Genomic DNA, 26,184 nt, shown 5'->3' with positions numbered 1-26,184 from the left:
CCTCGACATCGCAGTCGCCAACGCCGGGATCCTGCGGCGCTCGGCGTTGGCCGAACTGAGTGACACCCTGTGGGACGACATGCTCAGCGTCGACCCTAGGCGGAGGCCGAAGGAGCTGTCGAGGTCTGGATCAGGTGGGCCCGCGCCTGCCGGAGCCCCTCGTTCGTCAACCTCCAACGAGGGATCGTCAAACACCGAGCGTCGATCCTGGCCTCCCACGCGTTGCGCGACCAGCGAGCACGGGCTGCTTGACTTGCACAACTGATAGGTAGTGACTGCCCGCCGACAAAGTGCGGCGCGCGTCCCGCATGCTCGGGGCGGGCGCCTCGCTCTACGAGCAGGCACCGGTCCCTTCCGCAACGGGCTGGCGGCGGAGAGGCGGGCGGAGGGCTTCACCCAGCGGCCCGGGGGCGCGCCAGCAGGTTCCGCGCAACGGCAGGCCGGTCCGCGACACGGTCAGGCGGCCTCCGGGCCGTTCGGAGAGCGTGATTTCCAGTTCGAGATCGATCTGGCGCAGATGGCGGGACAGCCCGGACTGCGGGACGTACAGACGATCGGCGCCCGCGCTGACGATGCCCGTGTCGACGGTGGCGACAACCAAAACAGGCGCCGCAGTTCCGTCGTTATCCCCCATCTACGGTTTCGCGGGTCATGCAGACAGTGAGTAACAGGTATTAGACAGCATAGGCATGCGCTCTGCACACTACTGTCGACCCCGCTGAAACGAGGAGAGACTCCGTGACTGCGACCCCGCACGCCACTCCCCTGCCAAACACGGCCGTCACGCAACAGCGCACCCTCGTGACCGCGCTCCCCGGCCCCCGCTCCCGCGAACTGATGGACCGGAAGGCCTCTGCTGTCGCGGGTGGTGTGGGCACGACCATGTCCGTCTTCGCGGCCCGCGCGGAGGGAGGCATCGTGGTCGACGTCGACGGGAACCACCTGATCGACCTCGGCTCGGGCATCGCGGTGACCACGGTGGGCGCCAGCGCTCCGCGGGTGGTGGCCGCGGTTCAGGCCCAGGTGGAGGCGTTTACGCACACCTGCTTCATGGTGACTCCGTACGAGGTCTATGTCGCGGTGGCCGAGACCCTGAACCGGCTCACCCCAGGCGAGCACGACAAGCGCACCGTGCTGTTCAACTCCGGCGCCGAGGCGATCGAGAACGCCGTCAAGATCGCCCGCGCACATACCCGTCGAGATGCAGTCGTGGTATTCGACCATGCCTATCACGGCCGCACCAACCTCACTATGGCAATGACGGCGAAGAACATGCCGTACAAGCACGGATTCGGACCTTTCGCACCCGAGGTCTACCGAGCACCGCTGTCATACCCCTACCGCGATCACACGACCCTGGACGGCCCGGAAGCCGCGGTGCGCGCGATCGACCACATCGAGAAGCAGGTCGGAGCAACGAACCTCGCCGCCGTCGTCATCGAGCCCATCCAGGGCGAAGGTGGTTTCATCGTGCCCGCCCCAGGCTTCCTGCCCGCCCTGGCCGAGTGGTGCCGTGCCAACGGCGTCGTCTTCGTCGCCGACGAGGTGCAGACCGGATTCGCCCGGACCGGGGACCTGTTCGCATGCGACCACGAGGGGGTGGTTCCGGACCTCATCGTGACCGCCAAGGGTATCGCGGGAGGTCTGCCGCTGTCCGCGGTCACGGGACGCGCCGAGATCATGGACGCCCCGCATGTCGGCGGACTGGGCGGCACCTATGGAGGCAACCCGCTTGCCTGCGCCGCTGCGCTCGCCGCTATCGAGACTATCGAGGCCGAGGGCCTGCTGGAGCGGGCCCGCAACATCGAGCGGCTGATGAAGGACCGGCTGCACCTGCTGCAGGCCGATGACGACCGGATCGGTGACGTCCGCGGCCGGGGGGCCATGATCGCCATCGAGCTCGTCCAGGCCGGCACCTCCGAGCCCGACCCGGAACTCGCTCGGGCGCTCGCAAGGGCAGCTCACCAGCAGGGCGTCATCGTGCTGACCTGCGGAACCTACGGCAACGTGCTCCGCTTCTTGCCGCCGCTAACCATCAGCGAGGCGCTCCTCGTCGATGGTCTGGACGTCTTGGCCAAGGCCTTGAAGGGAGACGTGATGACGGTCCACCAGCACACGGCGAGCTCAGGCTCTGGGTGAGCTTGCCCGCCAGGTGGCGAGCTTCTCGCGGAGGTCGGGCTCGGCCTGGCGGCTTGGCCATGGTCGACCTTGCTCACGTTGATCTCGCGCAGGGTGTAGCCCTCGAACACGGGCCTCACCAGCTGTTTCATGTTTCGCTCGTAGAGAGCTCGCGTTCTTGGCGCCAACTTTGGGGACTGCAGGCTCCGACTGTCGCTTGCCAGCGTGATGGGACCCCCGCGTTGCCACGAGCATGGGACCACCTGGAAGTGTTGGTGAGCATCACAGAGCCTCACTTTCGGCGTCAACGGCGCCACGCTGTTGAGTCGGTCTCGTTGTCGGTAGGACGGGGCCTTCGATGATCAGGGTGTGTGCGCCTGAGGTGAGTCGGTCGATCGCGGACTGGGCGAGCAGCGCGTCGCTCATCATCGACAGCCACTCGGAGGGTTCTCGGTTCGAGGTCACGATCGTGGAGGCTTTGCGGTGCCGCTCGACGATGAGCTCGTAGAAGTCGTTGGTCTCGGTCGGATCGAGTGCCCGTAGTGCGAAGTCGTCGAGGATGAGGAGGTCGACGCGGGCGAGTTTGCGCATCTCGGCCTCGAGGCGGTTGTCCAGGCGGGCGGCCACGAAAGGGAATCTTCGTATCAGACCGCTCCGCTGTGTACGCGACAACCGGGGGCAGTCCCGGGCGGTTGGCACGGCCGAGTGTTTGACTGGGCGTCCAAAGGGGCTTGGGCCGTTACCCGACGCGGTCGAGAGTGACTTCGTAGCCCATCGCTTCGAGCTGGTGAAGAGCACGGTTCTTGGCGCGTTCGGGGTGGAGTCTGGTGAAGTAGTCGGCTCCGAGGTCCTCATAGATCGTGCCGGTGGTGCCCATGTGCCAGATCGTGATGAGCATCTTGTGCTGGATGGCGACGTTGGCCTTCATCGGCCCGCGTCGTGACGCGATCCGGCGGTACTGGGCGCCGAGGTAGGTGTTCGGGCTCCTGGCAAGTGTCATCGCCGCGGCCCCGAGCGCCCCTTGTAGGTAGGGGTTTCCGGGTCGAGTCTTGGTCGATTTCACCCTGCCGGCGGATTCGTTGCTGCCCGGTGTGGTGCCGGCCCAGGAGGCGAGGTGGCCGGCGGTAGGGAACCGGGTCATGTCGGCGCCGGTCTCGGCAATGATCACGTCGGCAGTTGTCAGGGTGGCGATCCCGGGGATGGTGGCGATCAGGTCCCGGAATCCTTGAAAGGGCTCGATCACCACCTCGATCCGGGCGGTGATCTCCTCGATCGCCTCGGTGTGACGGTCGATCAGGTCCAGGTGGACCTGGGCCAAGAACGCGTGGTGCTCGCTGAACCGCCCCGTCAGCGCCTCGGTCAGGGCAGGGATCTTCGAACGCAACCGACGCTTCGCCAGGTCCGCCAACGCTGCGGGATCGCGTTGGCCCTCGATCAGTGCCGCCAGCATCAGGCGTCCGGAGACACCGGTGATGTCGGAGGCCACCGCGGAGAGCTTGATCCCGGCGTCCTTGAGAAGCTTCTCGAGTCGCTGGACCTCCCGGCCGCGTTCGCGGGTGATCGCGGTCCGGGCCCGGGTCAGGTCCCGCAGGATCCGGATCGGCTCGGGCGGCACGAACGATCCTCGGACCAGTCCGTGGGCGCCGAGCTGCGCCAGCCACGTCGCATCTGAGACATCACTCTTGCGGCCCGGGAGGTTCTTCACATGCCGGGCGTTGACCAGCATCACCTCAACACCGGGCAGGTCTTCGAGGAGGTAGTAGAACGGCTTCCAGTAATCGCCTGTCGACGACGCTTGAAAACGAGGCCATAGCGTCGGATCGGCCTCATTTTCCAGCGTTGCCGACAATCGCCGGTCGCTTCCAGCACCACACAGCTGACCTGCTGGTCGGCGAGATGCTCGCGGAGCGCGAGGACCTGGTTGGTCATCGAGGACCACGTCGTGACAGTTTCGATCGTTTTGCGGCGACCTGCCCCCGCGACCCGGACGCAGACCTTCGCGTCCTTCTTGGAGATGTCGAGCCCGGCACAGCGGCTGTGGACGACTTCCATGACTGCCTCCTCCTCGTGCGACGGATCATCACTGGTGTCCGTCGTGGGAAGGGCAGGGAGAATTCGAAGTCTGACACTCGTGCTCAAGGCAACAATCCACGGTTCCCGTGGAGCCCTCCACCACCATGCTGACCTACAGGCTCACAGGCACTACAGACGATTCGGGGTCGACCACGACGAACCCCACCAGTGTGCGCCGAACCCGCCCAAGCCGGCTACAACCCAAGCGGCACCCGCCGAATCTTCGCGCACCCTGGTGCGCCAAGGAACGAAGGCGCCGGGATGCTGACCTGCCCAAAGGGCGGGCCAGACAGCGCACGTCAAGACTGCGACGGGGCGGGGACTTGCTCAGCGAAGGTACGGGCGATATCGACGCGGCGCATAAACGCCACGTCTTCGAATCCCTGCGCGTAGTCGATGAACCTGGCCAACGCGTCGGCCCGGGCCGGGTTTCCGGTGATGCGCGGGTGCAGCCCAATCGACATCATCCGACCCACGTCGTCCCCGTCGTTGCGGAGGCGGTCGAGACTGGCCTTCGCCGTGGCGAAAAAGTCGTCGGGGCTGGCGTACCCCGTGCCGACGATATAGCGCGCGTCGTTGACCACCAATGAGTACGGGACTACCAGGTGACTCTTCCCCGCCATGGTGGTCCAGTACGGCAGATCCTCGTTATAGGTGTCAGAGTCGTAGAGGAAACCGCCCTCCTCCACCACCAACTCGCGTGTGTTGACGCTCATCTCACGGCAGTACCAGCCGTTGGGACGATTGCCTGTCGTCTTCTCTATCGACGCTACCGCGCGTTTGATGGCCTCCCGCTCCTCGTCCCTGTTCATTTCGAAGTGATTGCTCCAGCGGTAACCGTGGCCAGCCGCCTCGTCGCCACGACCAGCCAACTTCACCGCGACCGCCGGGTTGCGCTCCAAGGCCACTGCGGCTGCGAAGAACGTTACCGGAATGTCCGCGGCGTCGAAGATGCGGAACAGCCGCCAGATCCCGGCCCTGGAGCCGTACTCGTACATAGATTCGACTGCCAGGTCTCGCTGGTCGTCTACCGCGAACGGAAGCTCATAGAGCCCGTCGTTGACCCGGTCGCCCATTGCGAAGGACTTCTCGGATCCCTCCTCGTAGTTGACCACGATATTTACAGCGACCTTGGCGTCGTCTTGCCAGCGGACGCGAGGTGGGTGCTCGCCGTACCCCACCAGTTCCCGTGGCGGGCCCTGGACGTCGGGGATGTCGGTCTGTCGGAAGAATTGGGGATCGAGCTGAACCACGATGGTTCTCCTGTGTCTTGTTGGAAGGGCTGGGTGACGAGTGCGTGGGGGCGACGAGCCTCAGTCGAGGCCGGCGAGGTGGCGTGCGCCGTCGACCACGAGCAGTTGGCCGTTCACATAGGCGGCCTCCTTGCTGGCCAGGAACTGATACACATACGCGATGTCTTCTGGGGTCCCGACCCGGCCGGCCGGAATCTTGGCTGCGACGGCGTCGACTCCGGCGGGGCCCAGAGAGTTGACCGGGTCCAGGGCCTGCGGGGTGCGGATCACGCCCGGCGCCACCGCGTTCGACGTCACACCTGAGGGTCCGAACTCGACGGCCAGAGACCGTACGAGCCCCACGAGTCCTGCCTTCGCGGCGGCATAGTGCGAATGCTCGGGCCAGGCGGACACCGTTCCTGCAACCGATGACGTGGCGATCAGGCGGCCGAAGCCGGCCCTTTGCATGTGAGGCAGCGCGGCTCGGAAGCACCTCCAGGCCCCGTTGAGGTCGACGTCGAGGACGAGGTTCCACGCAGTGTCGTCGAGATCGGCGAGCTGCACCTTGCGCGCGATTCCGGCGTTTGCCACGACCACGTGCATACCGCCGAGTTCCGATGCCGCGCGCTCGACAAGGCCATCAACGTCAGCCGAGTTCGTCACGTCCACCTCGGCTACGACGGCACGCCTTCCGGCCCGCTCCACCGCAGCGACCACCGGTCCGATGTCGTGCCCGTCCGGCGGATACCAGGCAAGAGCCAGATCGGCGCCGGCCTCAGCGAAGACACGTGCCGTGGCCGCGCCGATGCCAGACGCCGCGCCGGTAACTAGTGCTACTTGGCCGGTGAGATCGAACATGTGGTCTGCTCCTTCATATTTGGTTGCGCCCACAGGCGAGGTCAGTGTGCGTCACTACCAGGAAGGCCATCGGCGGCTCCGAACGCACCCTGGGCGGCCCGCTGCTCGACCTGCGTTGACGTGTAGCCCAGCAAACCCGCCAAGATCGCATCCGCGTGCTCGTGGCGGCGCGGGGCACGCCGTTGATCGATCCGTTCGTTGCCGACACGCACGGCACTCGCGACCTGGATGACGGTCCCGAAGTCCGGATGCTCGATGCTGACGAGCATGTCTCGAGCGAGGGTCTGCGGATCTGCGAGGGCGTCTCTTACCGAGTTGACCGGGCCACATGGCACTCCGGCGGCCTTCAGAGCTGCCAGCCAGTCGTCCGACGTCCGGGTCACGAACACGGAATCCAGCAGCGTCAAGAGATCGACGGAATTTCGGTGGCGCGCCTCGAACGTACCGAAGCGGTCATCCTCCGCAAGGTCCGGTCGCCCGATCACCCCGGCGAGGCGGCGCCAGAACTTCTCCTTTGGGCAGGCCACGACGATCCACTCGTCAGCGGAGCGGAACACCTGGAATGGCACCAACGAGGGGTGAGCCGAGTGGTGGGTGCGGGCTGGCTCGAAGTCGCTGTTGAGCGCCCATCCGGCGGGATATGTGAGCATCGCGACCGCCGTGTCGAACAGGCTTACGTCGCAGTCGCATCCGACGCCGTCCCGGCGAGACGCGTGCAGCGCCGCCAGGATGGAGATCGCTGCCACCAGGCCACCTGAGTAGTCGACTACTGAGAGCCCGGATTTTGTGGGCGCCCCGTGGGGCTCCCCAGTTAGGCTCATCCATCCGGCGATGCCCTGCATGATGTAGTCGTATCCGGGCTCGGCGCTACGCGGACCCGTCATGCCGAAACCGCTTAGGGAACAGCAGACGATCGCAGGATTGATGTCCTTCAGGTCGACATACCGGATGCCGAGCTTGGCCGGGACGTCACCGCGAAGGTTCGAGAAGACGACGTCGCTGACCTTGACCAGCTCGTTGAAGACTTCGCGCCCTGCTGGCGCGTTGAGGTCGAGGCTCAGACTGCGCTTGTTGCGGTTGAAGACCTCGAAGAAGACGCTGTCCTCACCGTGCTGCATCGGCACGACATAGCGCCCGACGTCGCCGCCGCTGCCCGGGTCCTCGAGCTTGATCACATCCGCTCCGAGATCGGCAAGCTGCAGGCTACCGAACGGTCCGGCGCCGTACTGCTCGATGGCGAGGATCCGGACATCCTCCAGTGGTTTCATGTCGCACGCTCTGATGGCGAGCCGGGTCTCGATTGTGTGCGGCTTCGAGCGAGAGCCGCGACACGGGCCATCTCATTACCCACCACCATCAGTCCTTCGTCCACGCCCATGCCCGGTTTGGCCAATACCTGGTCGGCATCGCAGGCCATCGCGACGTGGGCGCTTACCCGTCCCGAGACGTCGGTCTCGTTGCACGTCCCACCGCAGTAGGCGGCAAGGCCGTTGCGCTTCACGTGAAGTAACGCCTCGATGGTGTTGTTCACGCCCCCGAGGTCCGGCATCTTGACGTGGATCACGTCCGCCGCGGCGGCGGCGACGAATGCCTCGATGTCCTCGAGCGTGTTGCACCATTCATCCACGACCAGGTCCACTGGCACACCCTTGGCTCGAAGAACGGCGCGCAGCGCCGCGTACACCTCCACCTGGGCGTCTCGACTGCCGGCGTCGATGGGGTGCTCCACGCTCAGCTTGAAGGGGGCGGCGCACTCACTGAGCAGTGCGAGGTAGTCGGCCACTCGCTGGAGGTCGGTCCCGAAGGCGAGCCCGATGGTGCCGTAGGTGTCGATGTGCAGCCGAGGAGAGTACGCGGGGCTGCTGCGCACGGCCAGAATCCGCCGGCTGAGCCAGCTGACGTAGTCGCGGAGCAGTTCACCGTTAGCGCCCAATTTGGTCGCAACATGGTTGATGAGGCCATGCGGAAGGACGTCGACCTCCTTCATGATCATCTTGTCCACGTTGGTGTAGCGGTCGTCGCCGGTTTGCGCGTAGATCGGGACAGGCACCAGTTCTGCCCCGGTGCTGTACTCCTCGCGCACGACCTCGGCCATGGTGAGGCCCTGGTCCAATGACCGCGCATGCAGAAGGGCCTGAGTGACGCCGTATCTCACCGCTGGGGCGAGTCGATCCCCGTCGGCAACATATCGGTCGATGTGCTCGGCCGCGGAGCGAAAGTCGGTCCACTCAGCGGAAGTCAGCACTGGAGCCAAGCGGGCGATGACATTGACGGCCTCTGCTGACGAGAACACGGGTGCGCGGCCACCGGCACCGGAGTACTGCACCTCAGCGCAGTCCCCCACGGCGACCTGCCCGTCGTCGAGGACCAGGAGGACCGAGACCGCCTCGCCAGGCTCGCGGATGGCCCGGAACCCCGGCGTCAGAGGCGCTCCGGCATACAGCCAACCGTCGTGTCCTGCGCCGGCCCGGATCGCTGCCTGGTCGTCGCGGTAGAAGCCCGAGCGAACGGGGACGCAGACGACGTCCTGGATCCTCACAGCATCACGTCCCCGCCGTTGGGGCCCAGCGTCTGACCCACGTAGTAGGAGCCGTCAGCTGACGCGAGCAGCACAGCGGTCGGGGTGACCTCGTCGACCTCGCCGAAACGACCGATCGGCAGCTCGGCGAGCTTGGCGGAGCGCCATTCCTCCGTCTCCGTATCCAAGAGTGGAGTGTGGATGGGACCAGGCGCGATCGCGTTCACCAGCACCCCGCGCGCCGCGACCTCCCGGGCGAGCGACTTGGTGAAACCAATGACGCCGGCCTTGCTCGCCGCGTAGTGGGCGACCTCAGCGCCACCAATTTGACCGAGCTGAGAGGCGATATTGATGATACGACCGCTTCCGGCGTCGAGCATTCGGCCCAGGAACGCTTTCGTGCACAGAAAGGTGCCTCGAAGGTTCACCGCGAGCACACGGTCCCAGTCGGCGGTCGGCAGGTCCTCGACAAGCGCCTGAGTGAAGATGCCAGCATTGTTGACGAGGATGTCGACGTGTCCGACCCTTTCGAGCACCTCCTCCGCCATGGCCGCTACCGACGACTCATCGGCGATATCGGCTCTAACGAAGACAGCTTCGTGCCCGTGGCTGGACAGTTCAGCGAGTTGAGCTTCGACGTACGCGGGCGCGACGAGATCCACGACCACGACGACGGCGCCCTCAACCGCGAAGGCTCGGGCGATACCAGCCCCGATGCCTGAGGCGGCCCCGGTGATCACCGCGACAGCTCCCTCGAGCTTGCGAGCGCCACCTGTCATCGCTGCTCTCTCTCCTGAGGCACAGAACCGGCCGGCGCAGCCGACCAGACGGCGGCAACGTCGCTGCTGTCAGCCACGTCAAACCGGTGGCGCATGAGCAGCATGGAGGCGTCGTGCTGTGCGCGGTCGTCACTTGCCACACAATCCTCGGCGATGACCACGTAGTAGTTGCTGAACATGGCGTCGCGGGCGGTGGACTCGACGCATCCTTCCGTAGTGCAGCCGGTCACGACGACCGTCTCGATCCCGTTGCTTCGCAAGAGCAGGTCGAGGTTGGTGCCCCAGAATGCACTCGACCGGTACTTGCTCACGACCAGCTCCTCGCCATCTGGTGCCAGGTCGGCGACGAATTGGTGGCCTGGCGTACCGGGGATGGTGTAGCGCAACGGTTCCTCGCTGCCTCGAGCAGCCGCGTGCATGCGCAGGTTGAAGCGGATCTGGCTCGGGGAGTCACTGAGACGTCTCGGCAGTGCGGTGTTCTGAATGTGCACGACAAGGGCGTTGTTGGCTCGGGCGCTGGCAAGCAACCGCTTGAGGCGTGCCCTGCTCTGGGCATACATGCTCAGATCGATGCCCATCTGTCCGAAGGCCCCATCCTCCTCGATGAAGTCGCACTGCATGTCGACCAGCACCAGAGCGGTGTGCGCGGGATCGACGAGTTCCTTCAGGTCCGTGTAGACCTGCTTGCCCTCAAGTGTGATCAACGGTCCTCTCCCATTAGTTGAGTCCCGGGCACCGACAAGCGCTCGAGCTTCATACGTTCCGCAGGAACGCGGACGCTCCGGGCACCGGCTCCGGGCACCGGCACCGGCACCGGCTCCGGGCCGCTGGACCACGGACCCGGAACCGGTAACGTGAGCGCGTGCTAAGGCGTCACCTCGTCGGCGAACTCGTAGACGCCGTCCTGGACCTCGATGATGGTCACGGACTTGGTGGGTTTGCGGCTCTCGCCCTCATAGGCGATGTTCCCAGTGACCGCATCGAAGCCTGAGGTGTCCGCGAGAGCATCGCGAATCGCCTCCGATGAGGCGTCCTCACCCCGTTCGATCGCATCAGCGATGAGGTTCATGGTGTCGTAGCCGAGTGCGGCGAACGCGTTCTCGGGCTTGGTGCCGTACTCCTCCTCGTACGCGGCCACGAAGCCAGACACCTGCTCATCGTCACTGTCCAGCGAAACGTGCGTCGAGAAGTAGACGTCATCGGCGTTCTCCCCTGCGACGTCGGCCAGCAGCGGAGTGTCGTAGCCGTCACCGGAGAGAATCGGCTGAGTGAGGCCCGCGTCGCGGATCTGCTTGGTGATGATGCCGGCCTCGTTGGGGATGGCGGAGACGAAGAGCACGTCCGGCTGCTTCTCTAGATCCTGCAGTCGCGCGATCTGGGCGGAGTAATCGGTGTCGCCCGACTGGTACGAGTCCTCGAGAAGGATCTCACCGCCACCCTCCTCCCAGCGTTGCTGGAAGAAGGTGTTCAGCGCCGTCGTGAAGTCGTACGCCTGGTCCACCAGTACCCACGCTGTCTGGCCCTCGAGCTCGTTCAACCCGTAGTCAGCGATGGCGAACGCCTGAGCGTCGTCACCGAAGGGCACCATGAAGAAGTAGTCACCAATCTGCTCGGGCAGCGTCGGCAAGGTGGCACCCGACACGACGAACGGCACCTGCGACGACTGGGCAATGGGCCCGGCCGCCAGAGCGAACGTGGAGTCGTTGATGCCTCCCAGCGCCACCGCACCGTCGTTATCGATGAGCTCGGACACGACGTTGGTCAACGTCGTCTGGTCCGAGGCAGCGTCGACGTGGGACACCTCAATATCTCTGCCGAGGACACCGCCGTCCTCGTTGATCTGCTTGGCCGCGAGCTCGAAACCCTTCAGTCCCGGCTCGTCGATCGACGACTGAGAACCCGTGACGCTGTAGACCGCGCCGATGACGATGGGTCCGTCTTCGCCTCCGCCTTCACTTCCTCCTCCTCCACATGCTGCGAGTAGCAGCATTGCTCCTGCTGCGGCGACGATCGCTTGAGCGTTCGTGCGGTTCATACTGATTCCTTCCTGAACTTCGGTTGGGTTAAGAAGATGTCGGCGTTTGTGACTGGTCAGGTGCCGGAGACGGCGAGCTTGCCTTCGGGCCAAAACGGCCGGCCAGACGGAACTCACGCGTTCCCATGAGGCCCTGGCGCCGGAAGATCATGAAGGCGATGAGTGCACCGGCGATGACGAGCTGCGCGGTCCCCACCATGTCGAGCTCGCGTTCGAGATCGCGGAGCAGCACCGGGACGACCGTCATGATGACTGCGCCGATGACCGAGCCCGTGACGCTGCCCATGCCGCCGACCACCAGCATGATGATGACCAAGAAGGTGACGTCGAACGAGTAGGTGCTCGGGGTGACCGCGGTGATCTGATGGGCGAGCAGCGAACCACCCACGCCGGCGAAGAAGGCGCTGACGATGAATGCGACGAGCCGGGTGCGGAAGACGCGCACGCCACGGCATGCCGCAGCCAGCGGATCGTCGCGAATCGACACCATGGCGCGTCCGAAGGGCGAATACGCCATCCGCCACACCACGAAGATGGTCACGACCGCCCAGCCGAACGACCACCACAGCGTCGTGTGCGGCTGAAGCCCGCTCAAGCCCCGTGCACCTCGCGTGACGGAATCCCAGTTGGTGGCGATGCCCTGCACGACGATCAGTAGCCCAATCGTGGCCACCGCGAGGTAGTGTCCTCGCAACCGCAGCACCACCAGGCCGACCGGCAGCGCCACCAGCGCGGCAAGGAGTCCGCCGGCCACCGTGGCGATCGGGAACGGTACAACCGTCTCCTGCAGCCATGTGGGCAACTCAGTTAGCAGCAGCTCCTTTGAAACCAGCGGCATGGTCAGGACGGCTGCGCAGTAGCCACCCACCGCCATGAAGGCGGCGTGCCCCAAGGAGAAGTCGCCGGTGAAGCCGTTCGGCAGATTCAGGCTCACCGTCAGCACGATGTAGATCCCCATCAAGCCAAGGATTCGCAGGTAGTAGCTGTTCAGGCTCATGTCCGCGAGGGCCAGCAAAGCAACAAGAAGAACGAGTCCGGCAAGGACGGGAATGGCTCGTCGCATGTCAGGCTCTCTCGACCTCGGACGTACCGAACAGGCCGTTCGGGCGCACGAGCAAGACGAGAAGAAGCAGTCCGAACACAAAGGCGTCTCGGAACCCGGAGAACTCTGGGGGCAGGAAGCCCACGAAGCCGATCTCGGCCACTCCCAAGATCATGCCCCCCACGACGGCGCCGCGGATCGACCCGATCCCGCCGATGACCGCAGCGACGAACGCCTTGAGGCCCGGCTCGAAGCCCATGAATGGATCGATGATCCCGTATCGCCCGGCCCACAGAAAACCGGCGAGACCGGCAAGAGCCGAGCCCAAAACAAAGGCAGCACCGATTACGTGGTTGACGTTGATGCCGATGAGGCGCGCCGCCTGGAGGTTCTCGCTCGACGCTCGCATCGCCATGCCCGTGCGGGACTTGTTGATGAATACGCTCAGCCCCACCATGAGGACGACAACGAGACCCAGGGTCAGCAGGTCCAGCATGGTGAGGCGGATTCCGGCGATCTCAAAGCTTGTTGTGAGGTCCCCCGGCAACTTGAACGATCGCGGCTGCGGGCTGAGGCCCATGACGGTGCTGTTCTGGAGCAGCCTGCTGACACCCAGGGAGGTGATGAGCATCGCGACTTCCGGAGCGCCGCGCAGGGGCTTGTAGGCGGTCCGCTCCACCAGGAGTCCCGCAATGCCGATGACAACTGTTGGCACAAGCACCGCCAGCACTATGGGAATGTAGGCGCTGCCGATGACGACCGCAGCCAGGTAGGCACCCAACATCATCAGGTCGCCGTGCGCGAAGTTGATCAGGCGCAGAATGCCGTACACCATGGTCAAGCCGATGGCGAGCAACGCGTAGATGCTTCCTAGAGCCAGCCCGTTGGCCAGTTGCTGCAGTACGTAATCCATGAATCAATCAACCCCCAGGTAGGCCGTGCGCAGCTTCGGGTCTTTGAGCATCTGATCTGAGGGGCCTTGCATCGCCACCTCACCGGTCTCCAGGACGTAGGCACGGTCGGAGATCCGCAGCGCCTCGTTCGCGTTCTGCTCCACGAGCAGGATCGTTACGCCTTGCTGCCTCAGGTCGACGATCACCTTGAATATCTGCTCGACGATGAGTGGTGCGAGACCCAAGGACGGTTCATCGAGCAGTAGCAGCCTGGGGTTGCTCATCAGGGAGCGCCCGATCGCCAGCATCTGCTGCTCTCCACCGCTGAGAGTGCCCGCCCGCTGGCTGCGACGGTCAGCGAGGACAGGGAACATCTCGTACATCCGGTCTAGGTCCGAGGCGATCCCCGCGCTGTCCTTGCGGTTGTACGCCCCGAGTCTGAGATTTTCGGCAATCGACAGCCGGCCGAAGATGAGGCGGCCCTCGGGTGAGTGTGAGATGCCACGCCTCACGACTTTCTCCGAGACAAGGCCAACCAGGCTCTCCCCCTCGAACGTGATGCTTCCGGAGACGGGCTTCAGTACACCGGAGATCGTCCTCAGCGTGGTGGTCTTGCCGGCGCCGTTGCCGCCGACCACGGTGACGATCTCGCCTTCGGCAACGCTCAGGCTGACCCCGCGAAGGGCGGCGATCTTGCCGTAGGAGACGTGCAAGTCTTTGATTTCAAGCATCGCTGGCTCCGTGGCCTAGGTACGCCTCGATGACCGCCGGGTGCTTGCGGATGTAGGCCGGCTCGCCCTCGGCAATGACGCGTCCGTAGTTCAGCACCTGGATGCGATGGCAGATCGTCATGATGAAGTGGACGTTGTGCTCGATCAGCATGATCGTCAACTTGAACTCCTCGTGCACACGCCGAATCAGATGCATCAGCTCAAGGGTCTCGGTCGGATTCATCCCCGCCGCGGGTTCGTCGAGCAGCAGAAGCTTGGGGGAAAGTGCCAGAGCGCATGCGATCTCCAGCCGTCGTTGGGCTCCGTACGGGAGCCCATCTGCGCGGTGGTCCCGCGCCTGGTCCAGCTGAAGCAGCTCCAGCAGATCGACTGCACGATCATGGATACGTGCCTGATCGGCGCGATAGCGCCTGGTCCCCACGATGGTCTGCCACAGAGGCACGGACTCATGCAGCTGCAGCGCGACCTTCACGTTGTCGATCACGGACAAGCTGGCAAAGTTTCTGATGTTCTGAAACGTCCTCGCCATGCCAACCTCGGCCAGCCGCTGAGGCGCCGCGCCCGTTTGGTCCTTCCCGCAGAAGCGCACCTCGCCGGACGAAGGGGGTACCAGGCCCGTCAACACATTGAACAACGTGGTCTTGCCGGCGCCGTTGGGCCCGATAATCCCGAGCAGCTCTCCGGAACGCAGGTCGACGTCATAGTCGGCCAGAGCCGTCAAACCACCGAACTTGCGGCCAAGACCAGCGACGTGCAGGAGTTCGTCGGCCGAGGAGTGCGTCGTCCCACGGTCCTCGGGACTCCTCAGATCGCTCTTGTCTTCGCTCGCCACGAGGTCTCGTTCCTGATATATCACGTGATGTTGGACTGATACACCAACTGGTGGTGACATGTATAACTGGCGTACTGTCATCAAGTCAACGACTTTTGGGTCGTCGGAAGCAGCTAAGACGACAACTCGCAACGATCGGACCTAGGAGCCGCGGGTGGCCAGAGCAAGGGCGAGCGACATCGCCTATGAGCGGATTCTGGAGATGATCTTGGATCTGCGCTTGGCTCCAGGCGCGTTCGTGAACGAACAGTCGGTTGCGGACGCCCTTGACCTCGGACGAGTACCGGTACGCGAGGCCTTGGCGCGCTTGGCCCAAGACCGCCTCATCACTGTCATCCCACGCCGCGGCACCATCGTTACTCCCCTTTCCCTCGACGATGTCTTGGACATGTTCGAGGCCCGCGAGGCGATCCAATGCGGCGTTGCCTACATCGCTGCCTCGAAGGCGACCGATGATGACTTAGCGACGCTGCGAGCGCTCATCTCGAACGCAGACGAGGCTCGGGCCTCGGCCGACCACGAGCAGTTCTTGAAGGACGACCACGCCGTCCATACGTTCCTCGTACACATGATCCGGAACCCACTTCTCCAAGACGCGGCAGACCGGCTCCTTCTGTACAGTGTGCGCTTCTGGCGGTGGTACTGGAGCAACAGACCCGCCCGGGTGGAGGCGATGCTTTCCCATTCGGACCTGCTAGCAGCGCTCGAGACCCGCGCCCCCGAACAAGCCGAGGCCGCCATGCGTCGCCACCTGCACGCCTCCAGTCAACTCGTGCAATTGCTGTTTTGATTGGTCGCCATCAGTACATCTGGATGGCCCACTTCCGTAGGGCCGCATCGTCACAGAGTGCCGGAGGCATGCACGAGCGATACTGCGTGTTAAGCGGTCCGGAGTTACTCATACGTGCCGGGAGACAACATTGAAGGCTCACCAAAGTGGCTCCTCACAATCGCCGGCAGCCTCATCATCGGCGACCTCGGTCGGCATCGTCGCTGGTCAGGTTCTGAAGCTGACGCAGACGACGTACCGTCGCCTGGTCGAGCCCGGTCAACCGCACGACATCCCTGACCGCAAGCCGCTCATCGACGAGCCGCTCGACGGCGGCAGCGGCTGCTACCTCAGCCACCGCCACATCCCGCTCAGCCTCGGCCCGAGCCTCCCAGGCAATCTCGACATCGACCGCGGCCTCGTCGATGCGCTGCTCTCGCGCTAACAGCTCTGGGTCCAACCGCAACCGGCGCTCCCGCGCCGCCTTCAGCCGGGTGTCGCGAACCCGATCCCGCCCGGCCTGTGTTTGCGCTGCTTTTTGGGCTCTTCTGACACCCCGCTAATCGCCGGTCTTGGCCCCCGGTGAGGGCGCGCCACGTTCGCAGTTAGCGCGCCATAAGGCGGGCTTGCGGAGGTCAGCGACTCGCTGTCAACGCCGGTTGAAAACTGACCCCCCTTTGCCGATCGAAAGTTGACCCCCTTCGGTCGGTTTCTTGGTGGTCTTTAGGTGGTTGTGGTGCGGGTCGCGGGTGGTGGTCCGGGGCGGTGTGCGCGGGTCCGGTAGGACTCGCCGTCCAGGGCGATGACCTGGGCGTGGTGGACGAGGCGATCGATGGTGGCTGCGGCGACGACATCGTCGCCGAGGGTCTCGCCCCAGCGTGAGAACGCGAGATTCGAGGTCACGACCACCGATCCGGTCTCGTAGCGTGAGGCGATGAGCTGGAAGAACAGTGACGCGGCCGCGGTGTCGAACGGTAGGTAGCCGACCTCGTCGATGACCAGGAGCCGATACCTGTTCAGTTTGCGCAGCTCGCGCTCGAGCAGCCCTTGGGCGTGAGCGGCGGCGAGCCGCTCGATCCACCGGGTCGCGGAGTCGAACGCGACGGGGTAGGAGGCCTCGGCGGCCTTGATCGCCAACGCGATCCCCAGATGGGTCTTCCCGGTCCCGGGCGGTCCGAGGAGCACCACGTTCTCGCGTTTCGCGATGAACGTGGTCGTGGCGAGGTGCGCGATCACGTCACGGGTGGTCGCAGGGATGTGGTCGAAGGAGAAGTCCTCGATCGTCTTGATCCCGGGGAAGTGCGCTGCCGCGATCCGCATCCGGGTCCCGTTCGCCGTTCTGGAGGCGACCTGACGGCCCAGGACCGCGGCGAGGTACTCCTCGTGCGACCAGCCCTCGGTCCGGGCCTGATCGCCGAGGACGGCGAAGGTCTCGTTGATCACCGGGGTCTTGAGCTCACGCGCCAAGAACGCGACCTCACTGGCCAGGTCCTTGCCTGTGGGCTGAGCAGTCACCGGGCTTCTCATCGCACGACCTCGAGTCGCGCCCGCGCGGCCACCGCGGCCGCGTCGGTGACACTCGGGGTGAGATCGAAGAGGTCGTCGTAGTCGCTCATCGCCCGTACCCCCACGACTGCTCCCGTCCCGGTCGCCGGTCTGGTGGTGGTGGGGCCACGCATCGCAGCGGTGCGGGCCTGGAACGCGGCGCGTAGCCCGGCCGCGGTGACCACGTGGGCGGGATCGGTGATCGTCTGGTGCGTTGACCAGCACCGCTGATGGGACCCGACCGGGGTGCCGGCACAGGTGATCCTCACGGTGTCGGGGTCGGCGTGGACGTCGACGAACCGGCCGATCACCGACGGGTCGACGGAGTAGTCGTTGCCAAGGATGCGGACGTAGTAGTCGCGGCCCAACCGGACCCGGGTGCTGGTCCCCAACGACGGCGCGAGCGGTGGCAGCGCCCCCATCGCCGCGACATCGGTGAGGATCCGGTGCCCGGGTTGCTGTCCGGTGCGGCGCAACATCCGGGAGTTCGCCTGCGGCAACCACCCGGCGAGCTGGGTGTTGTAGTCGCCCGGCGAATCGAAGACGCGGCCGGGCATGAAGGATGTATCGAGGAATCCGTTGGTCCGCTCGACAATCCCCTTCGCTTCGGGGTCACGCGCCGCGGTCTGGTAGATCCGGGTTCCGAGCGTGCCGGCGAAGCCCCTCGCGCCCGGGGTCAACCGGTGGTGTTGACCGATCCCGGACTCGTTGTCCCACACCAGCATCTTCGGGACCCCACCCAACCCGGAGAGCAGCTGCCACATTCCGGCGAGTAGGTCACCGGTCTTCCTGGTCGGCAACAACAGCGCCATCATGAACCCCGAGAACGCCGCGATCATCGTGAGGACCGGGAGGTCCGCCGCCGGCCGGCCCGTGACCCACCCGGGTGTCTTGGACGCCTCGTGGGTATCGACGGGGATGACCTTGCCGGGGAACCACAGGTCGCACTGCACAATCTCTCCCGCCGTGTAGACCGTGAATCGCCCCGGGTCTGATGGAGGCTCTCAATCCATGGAGGATGAGAGTCATGGCAGCACCCAGGAAGTACCCCGACGAGTTGCGTGAGCGGGCGACGCGGATGGCGGTCGACGCGAGGAGGGACCCGGCCACGAGGTCGGGTGCGATCTCGCGGATCGCTGAGCAGCTCGGCATGCATCCAGAGACCTTGCGCAACTGGGTCCGCCAAGCCGAGGTCGATGGCGGGGTCCGGCCGGGCACCTCGACCGACGACGCGACGCGGCTGGTTGAGCTCGAGCGGGAGGTCCGTGAGCTTCGACGAGCCAACGAGATCCTCAAGACGAGCGCAGCGTTTTTCGCCGCTGCGGAGCTCGACCGCAAGATCAAGTAGCAGTGCCTACCGCGGTGCTGGTCGATTACATCGGCCAGCACCGTGACAGGTTCGGGGTCGAGCCGATCTGCACTGTCCTTCGGGACGCTGGTGTGCAGATCGCCCCGAGCACGTACTACGCAGCGAGGACCCGGCCGCCGTCGGCGCGGTCGGTGCGCGACGCAGAGCTGGTTGAGGACATCAAGGTCGCCCACAAGGCGAACCTGGGTGTCTACGGTGCGCGGAAGGTCCATGCCGAGCTCAACCGCGAAGGCGTCCGCGTGGCCCGTTGCACTGTCGAGCGGCTGATGCGGCAGGTCGGCCTGCGCGGGATCCCGCGGGAGAAGACCCGCAAGACCACGATCGGTGACGGTGCTGAGACCGAACGGCCCGAAGACCTGGTCAATCGGAAGTTCGTCGCTACCGGACCGAACCAGCTCTGGGTGGCCGACCTGACCTACGTCAGAACCCATTCTGGGTGGACCTACGTCGCGTTCGTCCTGGACGTCTTCAGCAGGATGATCGTCGGCTGGCAGGTGTCCACTTCGTTGCGCACCGACCTGGCCCTGGATGCCCTCGACATGGGCCTGTGGAACCGACAGCGGGCCGGCCGTGACGTCAGTGGCTTGGTCCATCACAGCGACAGGGGCGTTCAGTATCGAGCGATTCGCTACACCGAGCGGCTCGCCGAAGCTGAGGCCGTCGCATCAGTCGGTTCCAAGGGCGACTCCTACGACAACGCGATGGCCGAGGCGCTGAACTCGCTGTTCAAGGCCGAGTGCATCCGCAACCCCGTGATGCGCCCCAAGGGCGGCTGGAAGTCCGTGGCCGACGTCGAGATCGCCGTCGCCGAGTACGTCGACTGGTTCAACCACAGGCGCCTTCACGGCGAAATCGGACTGATCCCGCCCGCCGAGTACGAGACCAACCACTGGGCCAGCATCACGCCCGAGCACTACCCTCAGACACCCGTCCCAACAGGGACAGGTTCCAAGTAACCGAGCCTCCACGAAACCCGGGGCGATTCAGAAATCAAACCTTAACAAGGACAAGTCGATCAATCGCAAAGGCCACGGGTGGTACGAGGCGCGGCGCTTGGCGGGTCGTAAGGACCTCCACTTCCACGACCTCCGCCACACAGGTCTAACCAACGCGGCCGTCGCCGGAGCAACCATCGCGGAGCTCATGGCGTTGGCCGGCCACTCGACCCCCAGCGCCGCGATGCGCTACCAGCACGCGGCTGCTGACCGGATGCAGGATCTCGCTGCGCGACTGTCAGCGCTTGCGCAGGCGGAGTCGAGTTCGAGCTGACTTACGGCATCTAATGAGCGCCCCGCCGACGGTGACCTGAAATTGGCATGGAGTGGATCGATTGCGACGTCCGGCTCTGCTGAAGGGGCACAACCGATGAGGGTTTCGACGAGAATGCGCCTGTGCCATTAGACGCCACGGCCCCCGTCCTAGCCATTGTCATCGATCCATCGGATGAGGTGGCATCGGTACGGCCTGTATCCGCGAACGTCCCCGGGACGATCGCGAACATGATCAACGGTCCCATCGAGGCGATCGATCTCGACGGAGGCTCCGTGCTCTGGATGAACGAATCCGGCAAGGAGCTGGCCCTTCCCACGAACCTGCTCGCAACAAAGATCGCGCATCGACTGCATGCCGGTCTCTTCCCCGACGACACCATCAATGGTCGGGCAGTGATCGTGGGCGATGAGGTCGGCCCCACGGGCGATCTTGTGTCAGGCGACGTCACGGATGGGACGTTGCAAGCACTTCGCCAGATCGGCGTCGACGTCATCCCGGGCTAGCCGACTCAGCGGTCATGAAACCGCCGCACCGCCGCCATTTACGCCACGGCGCCTCGCCCCGCGTGAGAGGCTCACCTGTCGTGGGCAAGTACAAGATGACAGTAGACCTCTCCGTTCTGGATTCTCTCGGCATCAACCTGTACAGCAATGCGGCGGCGGTGTTGTCGGAGCTTGTCGCGAACGCCTACGACGCCGACGCCACCCAGGTCGAGATCACCTGGAACCAAGGCATCAGCGTCACCGTCGTCGACGATGGTGGCGGCATGACAGTCGACGAGATGAACGGAAGGTTCCTCAAAGTCGGGTATCGCAAGCGCGACGGCACGAACGAGGGCAACGAGTCGCCTCGCTTCGGGCGCCCATTCATGGGACGCAAGGGGATCGGGAAGCTCTCCGTGTTCTCGATCGCCAACGTCGTGACGGTGTACTCCACAAAGGACGGCGAAACGAACGGCTTCCAGATTGATGCGGATGAACTCCGATCCAAGATCGAGTCGGGTCAGGACTACGAACCGCTGGAGCTCTCAAACATCCCGGACGAGCACCGCTCCCCCGGAACCACTCTTGTGCTGTCGTCGCTGCGGACGAAACGAGCAGATCTCACAGCTGCGGCGCTGCGCAAGCGGCTCGCTCGGCGCTTCGACGTCCTCGACGAGACGCCGCCGGAGAAGGGCGGGTTCTCTATCGTCATCGATGGCGACGCCCTCACGTGGGAAGACCGGCAGGAGCTCAAGAGCCTGCAATTCATTTGGGAGTTCGGCGCCGAGCGCCTTGAGGACCGCGTGCTACCTAGGAATGTGGAACGGTTCGAGCTCCCTGGCGTAATCGACCAATCCCGGGGCTGGACCGTTCACGGCTGGTTCGGGACAGCCAAGCAACCTGGGGACTTGACCAAGGACACCGATGCAGGGTCCCTCAAGAACATTATCGTGCTTGCGAGGAAGCGCCCGATTCAAGAGGGCATCATTGAGAAACTCGACTTCAGTCAGGTCTTCGGCAACTACGTGACGGGGCAGATCGAAGCGGATTTCCTCGACGTCACCGACCTGGACGACATCGCGACCAGCGATCGCCAACGCTTGATTGAAGACGACGATCGCGTGGTTGCCCTTCAAACGTTCCTCCGGCATGCATTCCTCAAAGCCTCCGAAACGTGGGCTGAGCGACGGCCTAAGAAGGAGACGCCGGATGTGATGGCTCGGTACCCCAAGATCAAGCAGTGGATCGATGATCTCGACGCATACCAGCAGCCGTACGCCGAGAAGATGATCTCCACGATTGCGGGCCTTGAGTTTGAGCGAAGCGCGGAGGGGCAGAGGCTTGACCTGTTTCGGTCAGGGATCCTCGCCTTCGAACGGGTTGGACTGCGTAAGGCGAGCGCTGACCTTGACGCCCTCTCGCGCGTTACGGCTGAAGACCTGCTTCCCCTTCTCGGGCGGCAGGCCGACTACGAGTCAGGGCTGTGGGTCGACATCCTTCGCTCACGGATCGACGCGATCCGCCAGTTTCAGCAACTGACCGACGCGGACGAGAAGGAGCGGGTCCTGCAGGAGCACTTGTTCGAGAATCTATGGCTGCTCGACGCGTCTTGGGAGCGCGCCATGGGAAGCGAGCGGATGGAGCAGAGCCTCAAGCGGATGGCGAAAGACGACTTCGAGCTCGACCCCGCCGAGATGGAGGACCGTGGGCGCGTCGACATTCGCTATGCCTCTACTGGTGGCGAGCACGTCATCGTGGAATTGAAGAAGTATTCGGTACGCCCAGACATCGACGACCTCAGGGCGCAAGGTGGCCGTTACGCCGTTGCGCTTCGTCAGGTCCTCACGCAACAAGGTGACCCCAAGCCGAGGACGGAGATCGTTTTCGTGTTGGGCAGCAAACCTCGCGTGACTGCCACACTGCCAATGGATGATGACGATTACATCGACTCATGCCTGGATCAGATCGACGGACGAATCGTCTACTACGACGAGTTGATCGAAAACGCCTTGAAGCAGTACGACGAGTACCTCCAGGCTTCCGCGAGCGCCCAGCGGCTGGACGGCCTTCTGGCGTCACTGGACGGCGAAGACCAGACCGGAGAACAGGCGGCGGCGGAGATTCTGGGCGACGGTTCTGCCGTCCATGAGCTGACCGAGCTGTCATCCTGAGTTTCGTGATCGACCTGTCTGTCGAGTTCTCGAAACGTGAGGCATTGATGCATGCGCTCGCGACGGAGTTCGCGCAGCACGCAGTGCTGACGAGTAAGTGGCTAGGTCGTGTCGATTTCGGCTTTGGGCCAGAGCGGGTGAAGGACGTCGGCAAGGGCATCTGGAACCCATCCTCATACGCCGGCACGCTCACGATCGTGAGCGACCCGGACAGCGAATACGACGACGGCGACCATGGTGACTCGCTTTACCGTTACTCATACGAGAAGAGACCGGCCGGTCAAGACCCGCTTGGTGGGTCGAATATCAAGCTCCGCGAGGCGATGCATCTTGGACTGCCCATCGTCATGCTCCGCAAGATCTCCGACGGCCGGTTCGTGCCGGTCATGCCTGTCTACGTCGTCAAGGAGGAGCCTGACCACCGCCGCTTCCTTCTGGCCCTCGACGAGAGCCTCCGTTTCCTCCCAGACCCTGCACATCTCACCGAAGATCAGCGCCGTTACGTCGAGCGGGTCGTTCGTCAGCGCGTGCATCAACCGGAGTTCCGCTCGCGAGTCCTAGACGCATACGAGCTCAAATGTGCTGTCTGCGACCTCAAGAAGACGCCGCTCCTCGACGCTGCCCACATCACGGCGGACACCGCTGTTGACGGACTTCCAGTCGTTACCAATGGACTCGCACTGTGCAAGATCCACCACGCTGCCTATGACGAGAACATCCTCGGCATCTCACCCGACTACGTCGTGCACATCAACAAAGACGTGCTCTCGGAGGTCGATGGCCCGATGTTGAAGTATGGATTGCAACAGATGGACCGGCGGGCGCTGTGGGTGCCGCGACGGGCCGCCCAGAAGCCCGACAAGGATCGTCTCGCTCATCGGTTCGACGCCTTCAGCCACGCCGGCTGATGGCAGCGGCGCGTCCTGCGCTGACAGCATCGATCACGCGCCGAGCTATCTCGTCTGCCGGCTCGTGCTCCCAAGCACGAAGGACCGTCCAGGCATTGCTCTCGAGTACCTGATCGGTATGACGATCCCGTTCTCGATTCCGACTGACCTTCTCGGCCCAGTACCCCTCATTGGATCTCGCCACCGTGTGGTGCTCCGGGCATCCGTGCCAGAAGCACCCGTCAATGAACACGGCGACCCGCGCGCGGGTGAACAGGATGTCCGCGCGCCGGTTGAGATCCGGGATCGGACGGGCGTCCACCCGGTAGCGCAGGCCGGCGGCGTGCAGGAGGCGCCTGACGGCCAGCTCTGGCCTGGTGTCCTTACGGCGGTTGCCCTGCATCGATCGGCGCACCCCGGGCGTTACGGCCCAGGACCCGGACCCGACTGGTGCGGAAGACACCGCAGTCCTAGCGTCCAGCCTCGTCGGTCTTCGGGACAACCCGCACCAGGTCATCGAGCCGTGCGAGCATCCAGATGCCGTCGCCGAACTGGATCTCGAACAGGTCACGATCCCCGGCCGGCTTTGCCCGCTCCTGCAGGGGATTGATCGCGAAGTATGACTGTCCGTCGCGCTCGAACGCCTCCCCGTCCTTGGTGGAGCGGGCGCGGAAGATTCCGATCGGATCGCTAATCATCTTGCACCGACCAGCCTGACATGTTCCGCGAGTGCAACAAGGAAGTCTTCGCGTACCCGTAGCGAACTCGCTTGCAACCGCGTGTAGAAGCCGTTGGACGCTCCATATGACAACGGTACGCCGCCATATTTGTCGATCAATGCGGCGAGCGTTGATCGCGCAGGCAATGCGAGCGGACGCTCGCTCAGGGCCCACGCCTCGCGGGCACCTCCCATCGATGCGGCGGCAGCGGTCCATCTCTCGCCTGCGGCCAGTGTGCGCCGATCGACGTCGACCACGTCGCGCGGTGAGGCAAGCCCACGTCCGATCCAGCTTGCTACTGGAACGGAAACGGCGTTGCCCACCATCTTCCAGCGGACACCGTCCTTGGCTCCAATATCCGTCCAGCCGGCGCGGAACCCTTGGAGCCTCTCTCCCGTGCAAACGCTCGGTCTAGCAATGGCCTGACCGGCATCGACGCCAAGACGCCATACGGCGGGCGGTGAAGCGATGCCCAGTTTCGACCCGCCCTTCAGCGTCGGGGTGACGCCGTCGCCCCAGCCGACACCGCGGTTTCCCTCTGTCCAGGAGAACCCATAAGCAGCATGGCTCGCGCGCGGGACGGGAGCGCCGGCGTCGTCTGCGAAGAGGACGCCTCTCGGGTCCTCCGAACGAGAAGCGACCAGGAATACTCGGCGGCGGCGCTGCCGTAGACCGAAGTGCTGTGAATCCACGGTCCGATATGCCCAGTTCCAGCCACGCTCCTCGAACCACTCGGCAATGAACGACATCGCCGCCCCGCCACCAAGGCTGAGCATGTTGGGAACATTCTCGAGAACGACCCAACGGGGCGGCGTCTTCTCAATAAGCCGGAAGGCCTCACGCACAAGACCAGACTCGTTGCCGTCGATCCCCGCAGTGCGACCGACCTGGCTGAGGTCGGTGCAGGGAAATCCTGCCGTTACGACGTCGACTTCCGGGAGTGCAACCAGGTCGCGGATGTCGCCAACTACGTCGGCGTCGAACCGGCTCTTGAGGACGGCGGCCGCTGGGTCCCAATACTCGCAGAGGAGTTCTATGTCGATGCCTGCCCGTTGGAGCCCGAGCTCGAAGCCGCCGATCCCGGCAAAGAGTCCTACGGAGCGCATGCGTACATCCTCGAGCATGCGTCAAGCGCCCCGATAGGCGGGGCGCTCAATAGTCGACCAGCGCGCCATGCTCGTACAGGGTTTCCAGCTGCCGCACGAGCTCCCCGGCGACGGTCGCGTCATGGCTGAGCAGGCCACACTCAAGGTTGTGCCTTGCGGCGGCGTTGGAGAAGTTCGCGCTGGTCACCAGGGCGGCAGTGCGATCGACGATGACGAACTTGGCATGCTGCAGAGGTACGTACTCTCCGACAGGCTCAGGTGCGTAGGCCCAAACCCGTGCGCCTGCGAGGGCCTTAGGGATTAGCCCCCCAGTCTTCGCCTGCATGCCCTTGTCAAGGATGACGGTTACCTCGACACCCCGGTCGATGGCATGCGCGAGTGCTTGGACGTAGTCGGATCCGGCGCCAGCGGAGTACGTAGCCGCGTACACCGTGCCGGTGGCTTGGTTGATCAGGTCAGCGACGGCAAGGGTGGTCCGCCCGCCAAGTCCCGGGACGTTCGGGGCCGTCCAGACGGGCTCGGGTCCGAAGGCTCGAGGCACGGCCGCGATGCCGTCGAGAACGGCGGCAGCCAAATCAGCATCCCCAATGGTCGCGACAAGCTGGGATAGGAGCGTCTTGACCTCCGCGCGATTGGCGGCGAACGCACGTTGCGCAGCTAGGTGCGGGAGCCGTTGTTGGCGCAGGGCAGCCGCGATCGCACCTGCTTCTGCAGGTGCCAATAGCTCGCCCAACCGGGCAACAGGTGTCACGG

27 protein-coding genes, 2 pseudogenes and 1 other annotated feature are annotated in these 26,184 nt (G+C 64.5%); of the genes and pseudogenes, 9 read left to right on the top strand and 20 right to left on the bottom strand.

Annotated features, from left to right (window positions below; translation table 11 throughout):
• Positions 1-102: 102 nt before the first annotated feature.
• A pseudogene (locus C9J87_RS20595) lies at positions 103-237 on the top strand (ISL3 family transposase); the annotation flags it as partial.
• Between the two features lie 94 nt (positions 238-331).
• Here the strand turns inward: C9J87_RS20595 and C9J87_RS18220 are convergent.
• Positions 332-634, bottom strand: coding sequence for a LysR family transcriptional regulator (locus C9J87_RS18220; RefSeq protein WP_107706261.1), 303 nt, complete (start codon positions 632-634; stop codon positions 332-334).
• Positions 635-738: 104 nt separating this feature from the next.
• Here C9J87_RS18220 and gabT point away from each other — a divergent pair, with 104 nt between their 5' ends.
• On the top strand, positions 739-2,139 hold the full coding sequence (gabT, locus tag C9J87_RS18215; RefSeq protein WP_232820113.1) for a 4-aminobutyrate--2-oxoglutarate transaminase: 1,401 nt from the start codon (positions 739-741) through the stop codon (positions 2,137-2,139).
• Between the two features lie 261 nt (positions 2,140-2,400).
• Here the strand turns inward: gabT and C9J87_RS18205 are convergent, their stop codons facing one another.
• From C9J87_RS18205 to C9J87_RS18145, 13 genes and pseudogenes are all read right to left on the bottom strand, one after another.
• Positions 2,401-2,745, bottom strand: coding sequence for an ATP-binding protein (locus C9J87_RS18205; protein WP_198652403.1), 345 nt, complete (start codon positions 2,743-2,745; stop codon positions 2,401-2,403).
• Positions 2,746-2,857: 112 nt separating this feature from the next.
• Positions 2,858-4,170, bottom strand: a pseudogene (locus tag C9J87_RS18200) (IS110 family RNA-guided transposase).
• A gap of 320 nt (positions 4,171-4,490) precedes the next feature.
• A complete protein-coding gene (locus C9J87_RS18195) occupies positions 4,491-5,444 on the bottom strand; it encodes a polysaccharide deacetylase family protein (protein ID WP_232820112.1) in 954 nt (317 codons plus the stop codon).
• A 60-nt stretch (positions 5,445-5,504) separates the two neighbouring features.
• Positions 5,505-6,281, bottom strand: a complete 777-nt coding sequence (locus tag C9J87_RS18190; protein WP_107706260.1) for an SDR family NAD(P)-dependent oxidoreductase — start codon at positions 6,279-6,281, stop codon at positions 5,505-5,507.
• Between the two features lie 41 nt (positions 6,282-6,322).
• On the bottom strand, positions 6,323-7,549 hold the full coding sequence (locus C9J87_RS18185) for a CaiB/BaiF CoA transferase family protein (RefSeq protein ID WP_107706259.1): 1,227 nt from the start codon (positions 7,547-7,549) through the stop codon (positions 6,323-6,325).
• Positions 7,546-8,820, bottom strand: a complete 1,275-nt coding sequence (locus C9J87_RS18180) for a methylaspartate ammonia-lyase (protein ID WP_107706258.1) — start codon at positions 8,818-8,820, stop codon at positions 7,546-7,548. The genes C9J87_RS18185 and C9J87_RS18180 overlap by 4 nt, the downstream gene beginning before the upstream one ends.
• The gene (locus C9J87_RS18175) at positions 8,817-9,539 is read right to left on the bottom strand and encodes a 3-oxoacyl-ACP reductase family protein (protein WP_198652402.1); all 723 of its coding nucleotides are present in this window, start codon (positions 9,537-9,539) and stop codon (positions 8,817-8,819) included. Before C9J87_RS18175 ends, C9J87_RS18180 begins: the two co-directional genes overlap by 4 nt.
• 35 nt (positions 9,540-9,574) lie before the next feature.
• The gene (locus tag C9J87_RS18170; RefSeq protein ID WP_107706256.1) at positions 9,575-10,282 is read right to left on the bottom strand and encodes a cysteine hydrolase family protein; all 708 of its coding nucleotides are present in this window, start codon (positions 10,280-10,282) and stop codon (positions 9,575-9,577) included.
• A 161-nt stretch (positions 10,283-10,443) separates the two neighbouring features.
• On the bottom strand, positions 10,444-11,613 hold the full coding sequence (locus tag C9J87_RS18165) for an ABC transporter substrate-binding protein (RefSeq protein ID WP_107706255.1): 1,170 nt from the start codon (positions 11,611-11,613) through the stop codon (positions 10,444-10,446).
• Between the two features lie 28 nt (positions 11,614-11,641).
• Positions 11,642-12,676, bottom strand: a complete 1,035-nt coding sequence (locus C9J87_RS18160; RefSeq protein WP_107706254.1) for a branched-chain amino acid ABC transporter permease — start codon at positions 12,674-12,676, stop codon at positions 11,642-11,644.
• Position 12,677: 1 nt separating this feature from the next.
• Complete coding sequence (locus C9J87_RS18155) at positions 12,678-13,568, bottom strand: branched-chain amino acid ABC transporter permease (protein ID WP_107706253.1); 891 nt, start codon at positions 13,566-13,568, stop codon at positions 12,678-12,680.
• Positions 13,569-13,571: 3 nt separating this feature from the next.
• Entirely contained in the window at positions 13,572-14,279 is a 708-nt protein-coding gene (locus C9J87_RS18150; protein ID WP_107706252.1) for an ABC transporter ATP-binding protein, read from the bottom strand.
• A complete protein-coding gene (locus C9J87_RS18145; RefSeq protein WP_232820111.1) occupies positions 14,272-15,111 on the bottom strand; it encodes an ABC transporter ATP-binding protein in 840 nt (279 codons plus the stop codon). Before C9J87_RS18145 ends, C9J87_RS18150 begins: the two co-directional genes overlap by 8 nt.
• 154 nt (positions 15,112-15,265) lie before the next feature.
• On the opposite strand from C9J87_RS18145, the gene C9J87_RS18140 reads away from it, so the two are divergent.
• Complete coding sequence (locus C9J87_RS18140; protein ID WP_107706250.1) at positions 15,266-15,901, top strand: GntR family transcriptional regulator; 636 nt, start codon at positions 15,266-15,268, stop codon at positions 15,899-15,901.
• Positions 15,902-16,031: 130 nt separating this feature from the next.
• Complete coding sequence (locus C9J87_RS19795; RefSeq protein ID WP_157953260.1) at positions 16,032-16,325, top strand: hypothetical protein; 294 nt, start codon at positions 16,032-16,034, stop codon at positions 16,323-16,325.
• Between the two features lie 278 nt (positions 16,326-16,603).
• On the opposite strand, the gene istB is transcribed toward C9J87_RS19795, so the two are convergent.
• Positions 16,604-17,395 carry an IS21-like element helper ATPase IstB gene (gene istB, locus C9J87_RS18130; protein WP_269801761.1) on the bottom strand — a complete coding sequence of 264 codons (792 nt, stop codon included), beginning with the start codon at positions 17,393-17,395 and terminating at the stop codon, positions 16,604-16,606.
• Positions 17,396-17,403: 8 nt separating this feature from the next.
• Positions 17,404-18,378, bottom strand: coding sequence for a Mu transposase domain-containing protein (locus C9J87_RS18125; RefSeq protein WP_157953259.1), 975 nt, complete (start codon positions 18,376-18,378; stop codon positions 17,404-17,406).
• A 74-nt stretch (positions 18,379-18,452) separates the two neighbouring features.
• Here C9J87_RS18125 and C9J87_RS18120 point away from each other — a divergent pair.
• The 5 genes from C9J87_RS18120 to C9J87_RS18100 all read left to right on the top strand — a co-directional run bounded on the left by C9J87_RS18120 (position 18,453) and on the right by C9J87_RS18100 (position 23,627).
• Positions 18,453-19,750 (top strand): IS3 family transposase gene (locus C9J87_RS18120; protein WP_232820110.1). Its coding sequence is split into 2 segments (ribosomal slippage): positions 18,453-18,747 and positions 18,747-19,750, totalling 1,299 coding nucleotides; the frame shifts between segments, so codons are not numbered across the junction.
• Positions 18,731-18,880 (top strand) — a sequence feature (AL1L pseudoknot). It overlaps the preceding gene by 150 nt.
• A 25-nt stretch (positions 19,751-19,775) precedes the next feature.
• The gene (locus C9J87_RS18115; protein ID WP_107706245.1) at positions 19,776-20,063 is read left to right on the top strand and encodes a tyrosine-type recombinase/integrase; all 288 of its coding nucleotides are present in this window, start codon (positions 19,776-19,778) and stop codon (positions 20,061-20,063) included.
• Positions 20,064-20,185: 122 nt separating this feature from the next.
• Positions 20,186-20,569, top strand: a complete 384-nt coding sequence (locus C9J87_RS18110) for a DUF3846 domain-containing protein (protein WP_456299534.1) — start codon at positions 20,186-20,188, stop codon at positions 20,567-20,569.
• An 80-nt stretch (positions 20,570-20,649) separates the two neighbouring features.
• Positions 20,650-22,719: a BbrUII/HgiDII family restriction enzyme gene (locus tag C9J87_RS18105; protein ID WP_157953258.1), complete on the top strand. Its 2,070-nt coding sequence runs from the start codon at positions 20,650-20,652 to the stop codon at positions 22,717-22,719.
• Between the two features lie 5 nt (positions 22,720-22,724).
• On the top strand, positions 22,725-23,627 hold the full coding sequence (locus C9J87_RS18100; protein ID WP_198652401.1) for an HNH endonuclease: 903 nt from the start codon (positions 22,725-22,727) through the stop codon (positions 23,625-23,627).
• Here C9J87_RS18100 and C9J87_RS18095 read toward each other — a convergent pair.
• The 4 genes from C9J87_RS18095 to drmC form a co-directional block, all read right to left on the bottom strand.
• Complete coding sequence (locus tag C9J87_RS18095; protein ID WP_198652400.1) at positions 23,611-24,009, bottom strand: very short patch repair endonuclease; 399 nt, start codon at positions 24,007-24,009, stop codon at positions 23,611-23,613. The two genes, C9J87_RS18100 and C9J87_RS18095, sit on opposite strands and share 17 nt — an antisense overlap.
• A gap of 67 nt (positions 24,010-24,076) precedes the next feature.
• Positions 24,077-24,304, bottom strand: a complete 228-nt coding sequence (locus C9J87_RS18090) for a hypothetical protein (protein ID WP_107706241.1) — start codon at positions 24,302-24,304, stop codon at positions 24,077-24,079.
• Positions 24,301-25,431, bottom strand: coding sequence for a DNA cytosine methyltransferase (locus tag C9J87_RS18085; protein ID WP_107706266.1), 1,131 nt, complete (start codon positions 25,429-25,431; stop codon positions 24,301-24,303). The genes C9J87_RS18090 and C9J87_RS18085 overlap by 4 nt, the downstream gene beginning before the upstream one ends.
• A 46-nt stretch (positions 25,432-25,477) precedes the next feature.
• Positions 25,478-26,182: a DISARM system phospholipase D-like protein DrmC gene (drmC, locus tag C9J87_RS18080; RefSeq protein ID WP_198652399.1), complete on the bottom strand. Its 705-nt coding sequence runs from the start codon at positions 26,180-26,182 to the stop codon at positions 25,478-25,480.
• Positions 26,183-26,184 lie beyond the last annotated feature (2 nt).

Source organism: Nocardioides allogilvus (assembly GCF_003047285.1).
Lineage (GTDB): Bacteria > Actinomycetota > Actinomycetes > Propionibacteriales > Nocardioidaceae > Nocardioides > Nocardioides allogilvus.
This window is presented reverse-complemented; position numbering and strand designations above follow the sequence as displayed.

What these genes read in the sequence shown, in the direction of transcription:
- C9J87_RS18185 (WP_107706259.1), bottom strand. Translation starts at nt 7,549, where the DNA reads ATGAAACCACTGGAGGATGTCCGGATCCTCGCCATCGAGCAGTACGGC.
- C9J87_RS18095 (WP_198652400.1), bottom strand. Translation starts at nt 24,009, where the DNA reads ATGCAGGGCAACCGCCGTAAGGACACCAGGCCAGAGCTGGCCGTCAGG.
- C9J87_RS18150 (WP_107706252.1), bottom strand. Translation starts at nt 14,279, where the DNA reads ATGCTTGAAATCAAAGACTTGCACGTCTCCTACGGCAAGATCGCCGCC.
- C9J87_RS18085 (WP_107706266.1), bottom strand. Translation starts at nt 25,431, where the DNA reads ATGCGCTCCGTAGGACTCTTTGCCGGGATCGGCGGCTTCGAGCTCGGG.
- C9J87_RS18155 (WP_107706253.1), bottom strand. Translation starts at nt 13,568, where the DNA reads ATGGATTACGTACTGCAGCAACTGGCCAACGGGCTGGCTCTAGGAAGC.
- C9J87_RS18160 (WP_107706254.1), bottom strand. Translation starts at nt 12,676, where the DNA reads ATGCGACGAGCCATTCCCGTCCTTGCCGGACTCGTTCTTCTTGTTGCT.
- C9J87_RS18165 (WP_107706255.1), bottom strand. Translation starts at nt 11,613, where the DNA reads ATGAACCGCACGAACGCTCAAGCGATCGTCGCCGCAGCAGGAGCAATG.
- C9J87_RS18190 (WP_107706260.1), bottom strand. Translation starts at nt 6,281, where the DNA reads ATGTTCGATCTCACCGGCCAAGTAGCACTAGTTACCGGCGCGGCGTCT.
- C9J87_RS18220 (WP_107706261.1), bottom strand. Translation starts at nt 634, where the DNA reads ATGGGGGATAACGACGGAACTGCGGCGCCTGTTTTGGTTGTCGCCACC.
- C9J87_RS18090 (WP_107706241.1), bottom strand. Translation starts at nt 24,304, where the DNA reads ATGATTAGCGATCCGATCGGAATCTTCCGCGCCCGCTCCACCAAGGAC.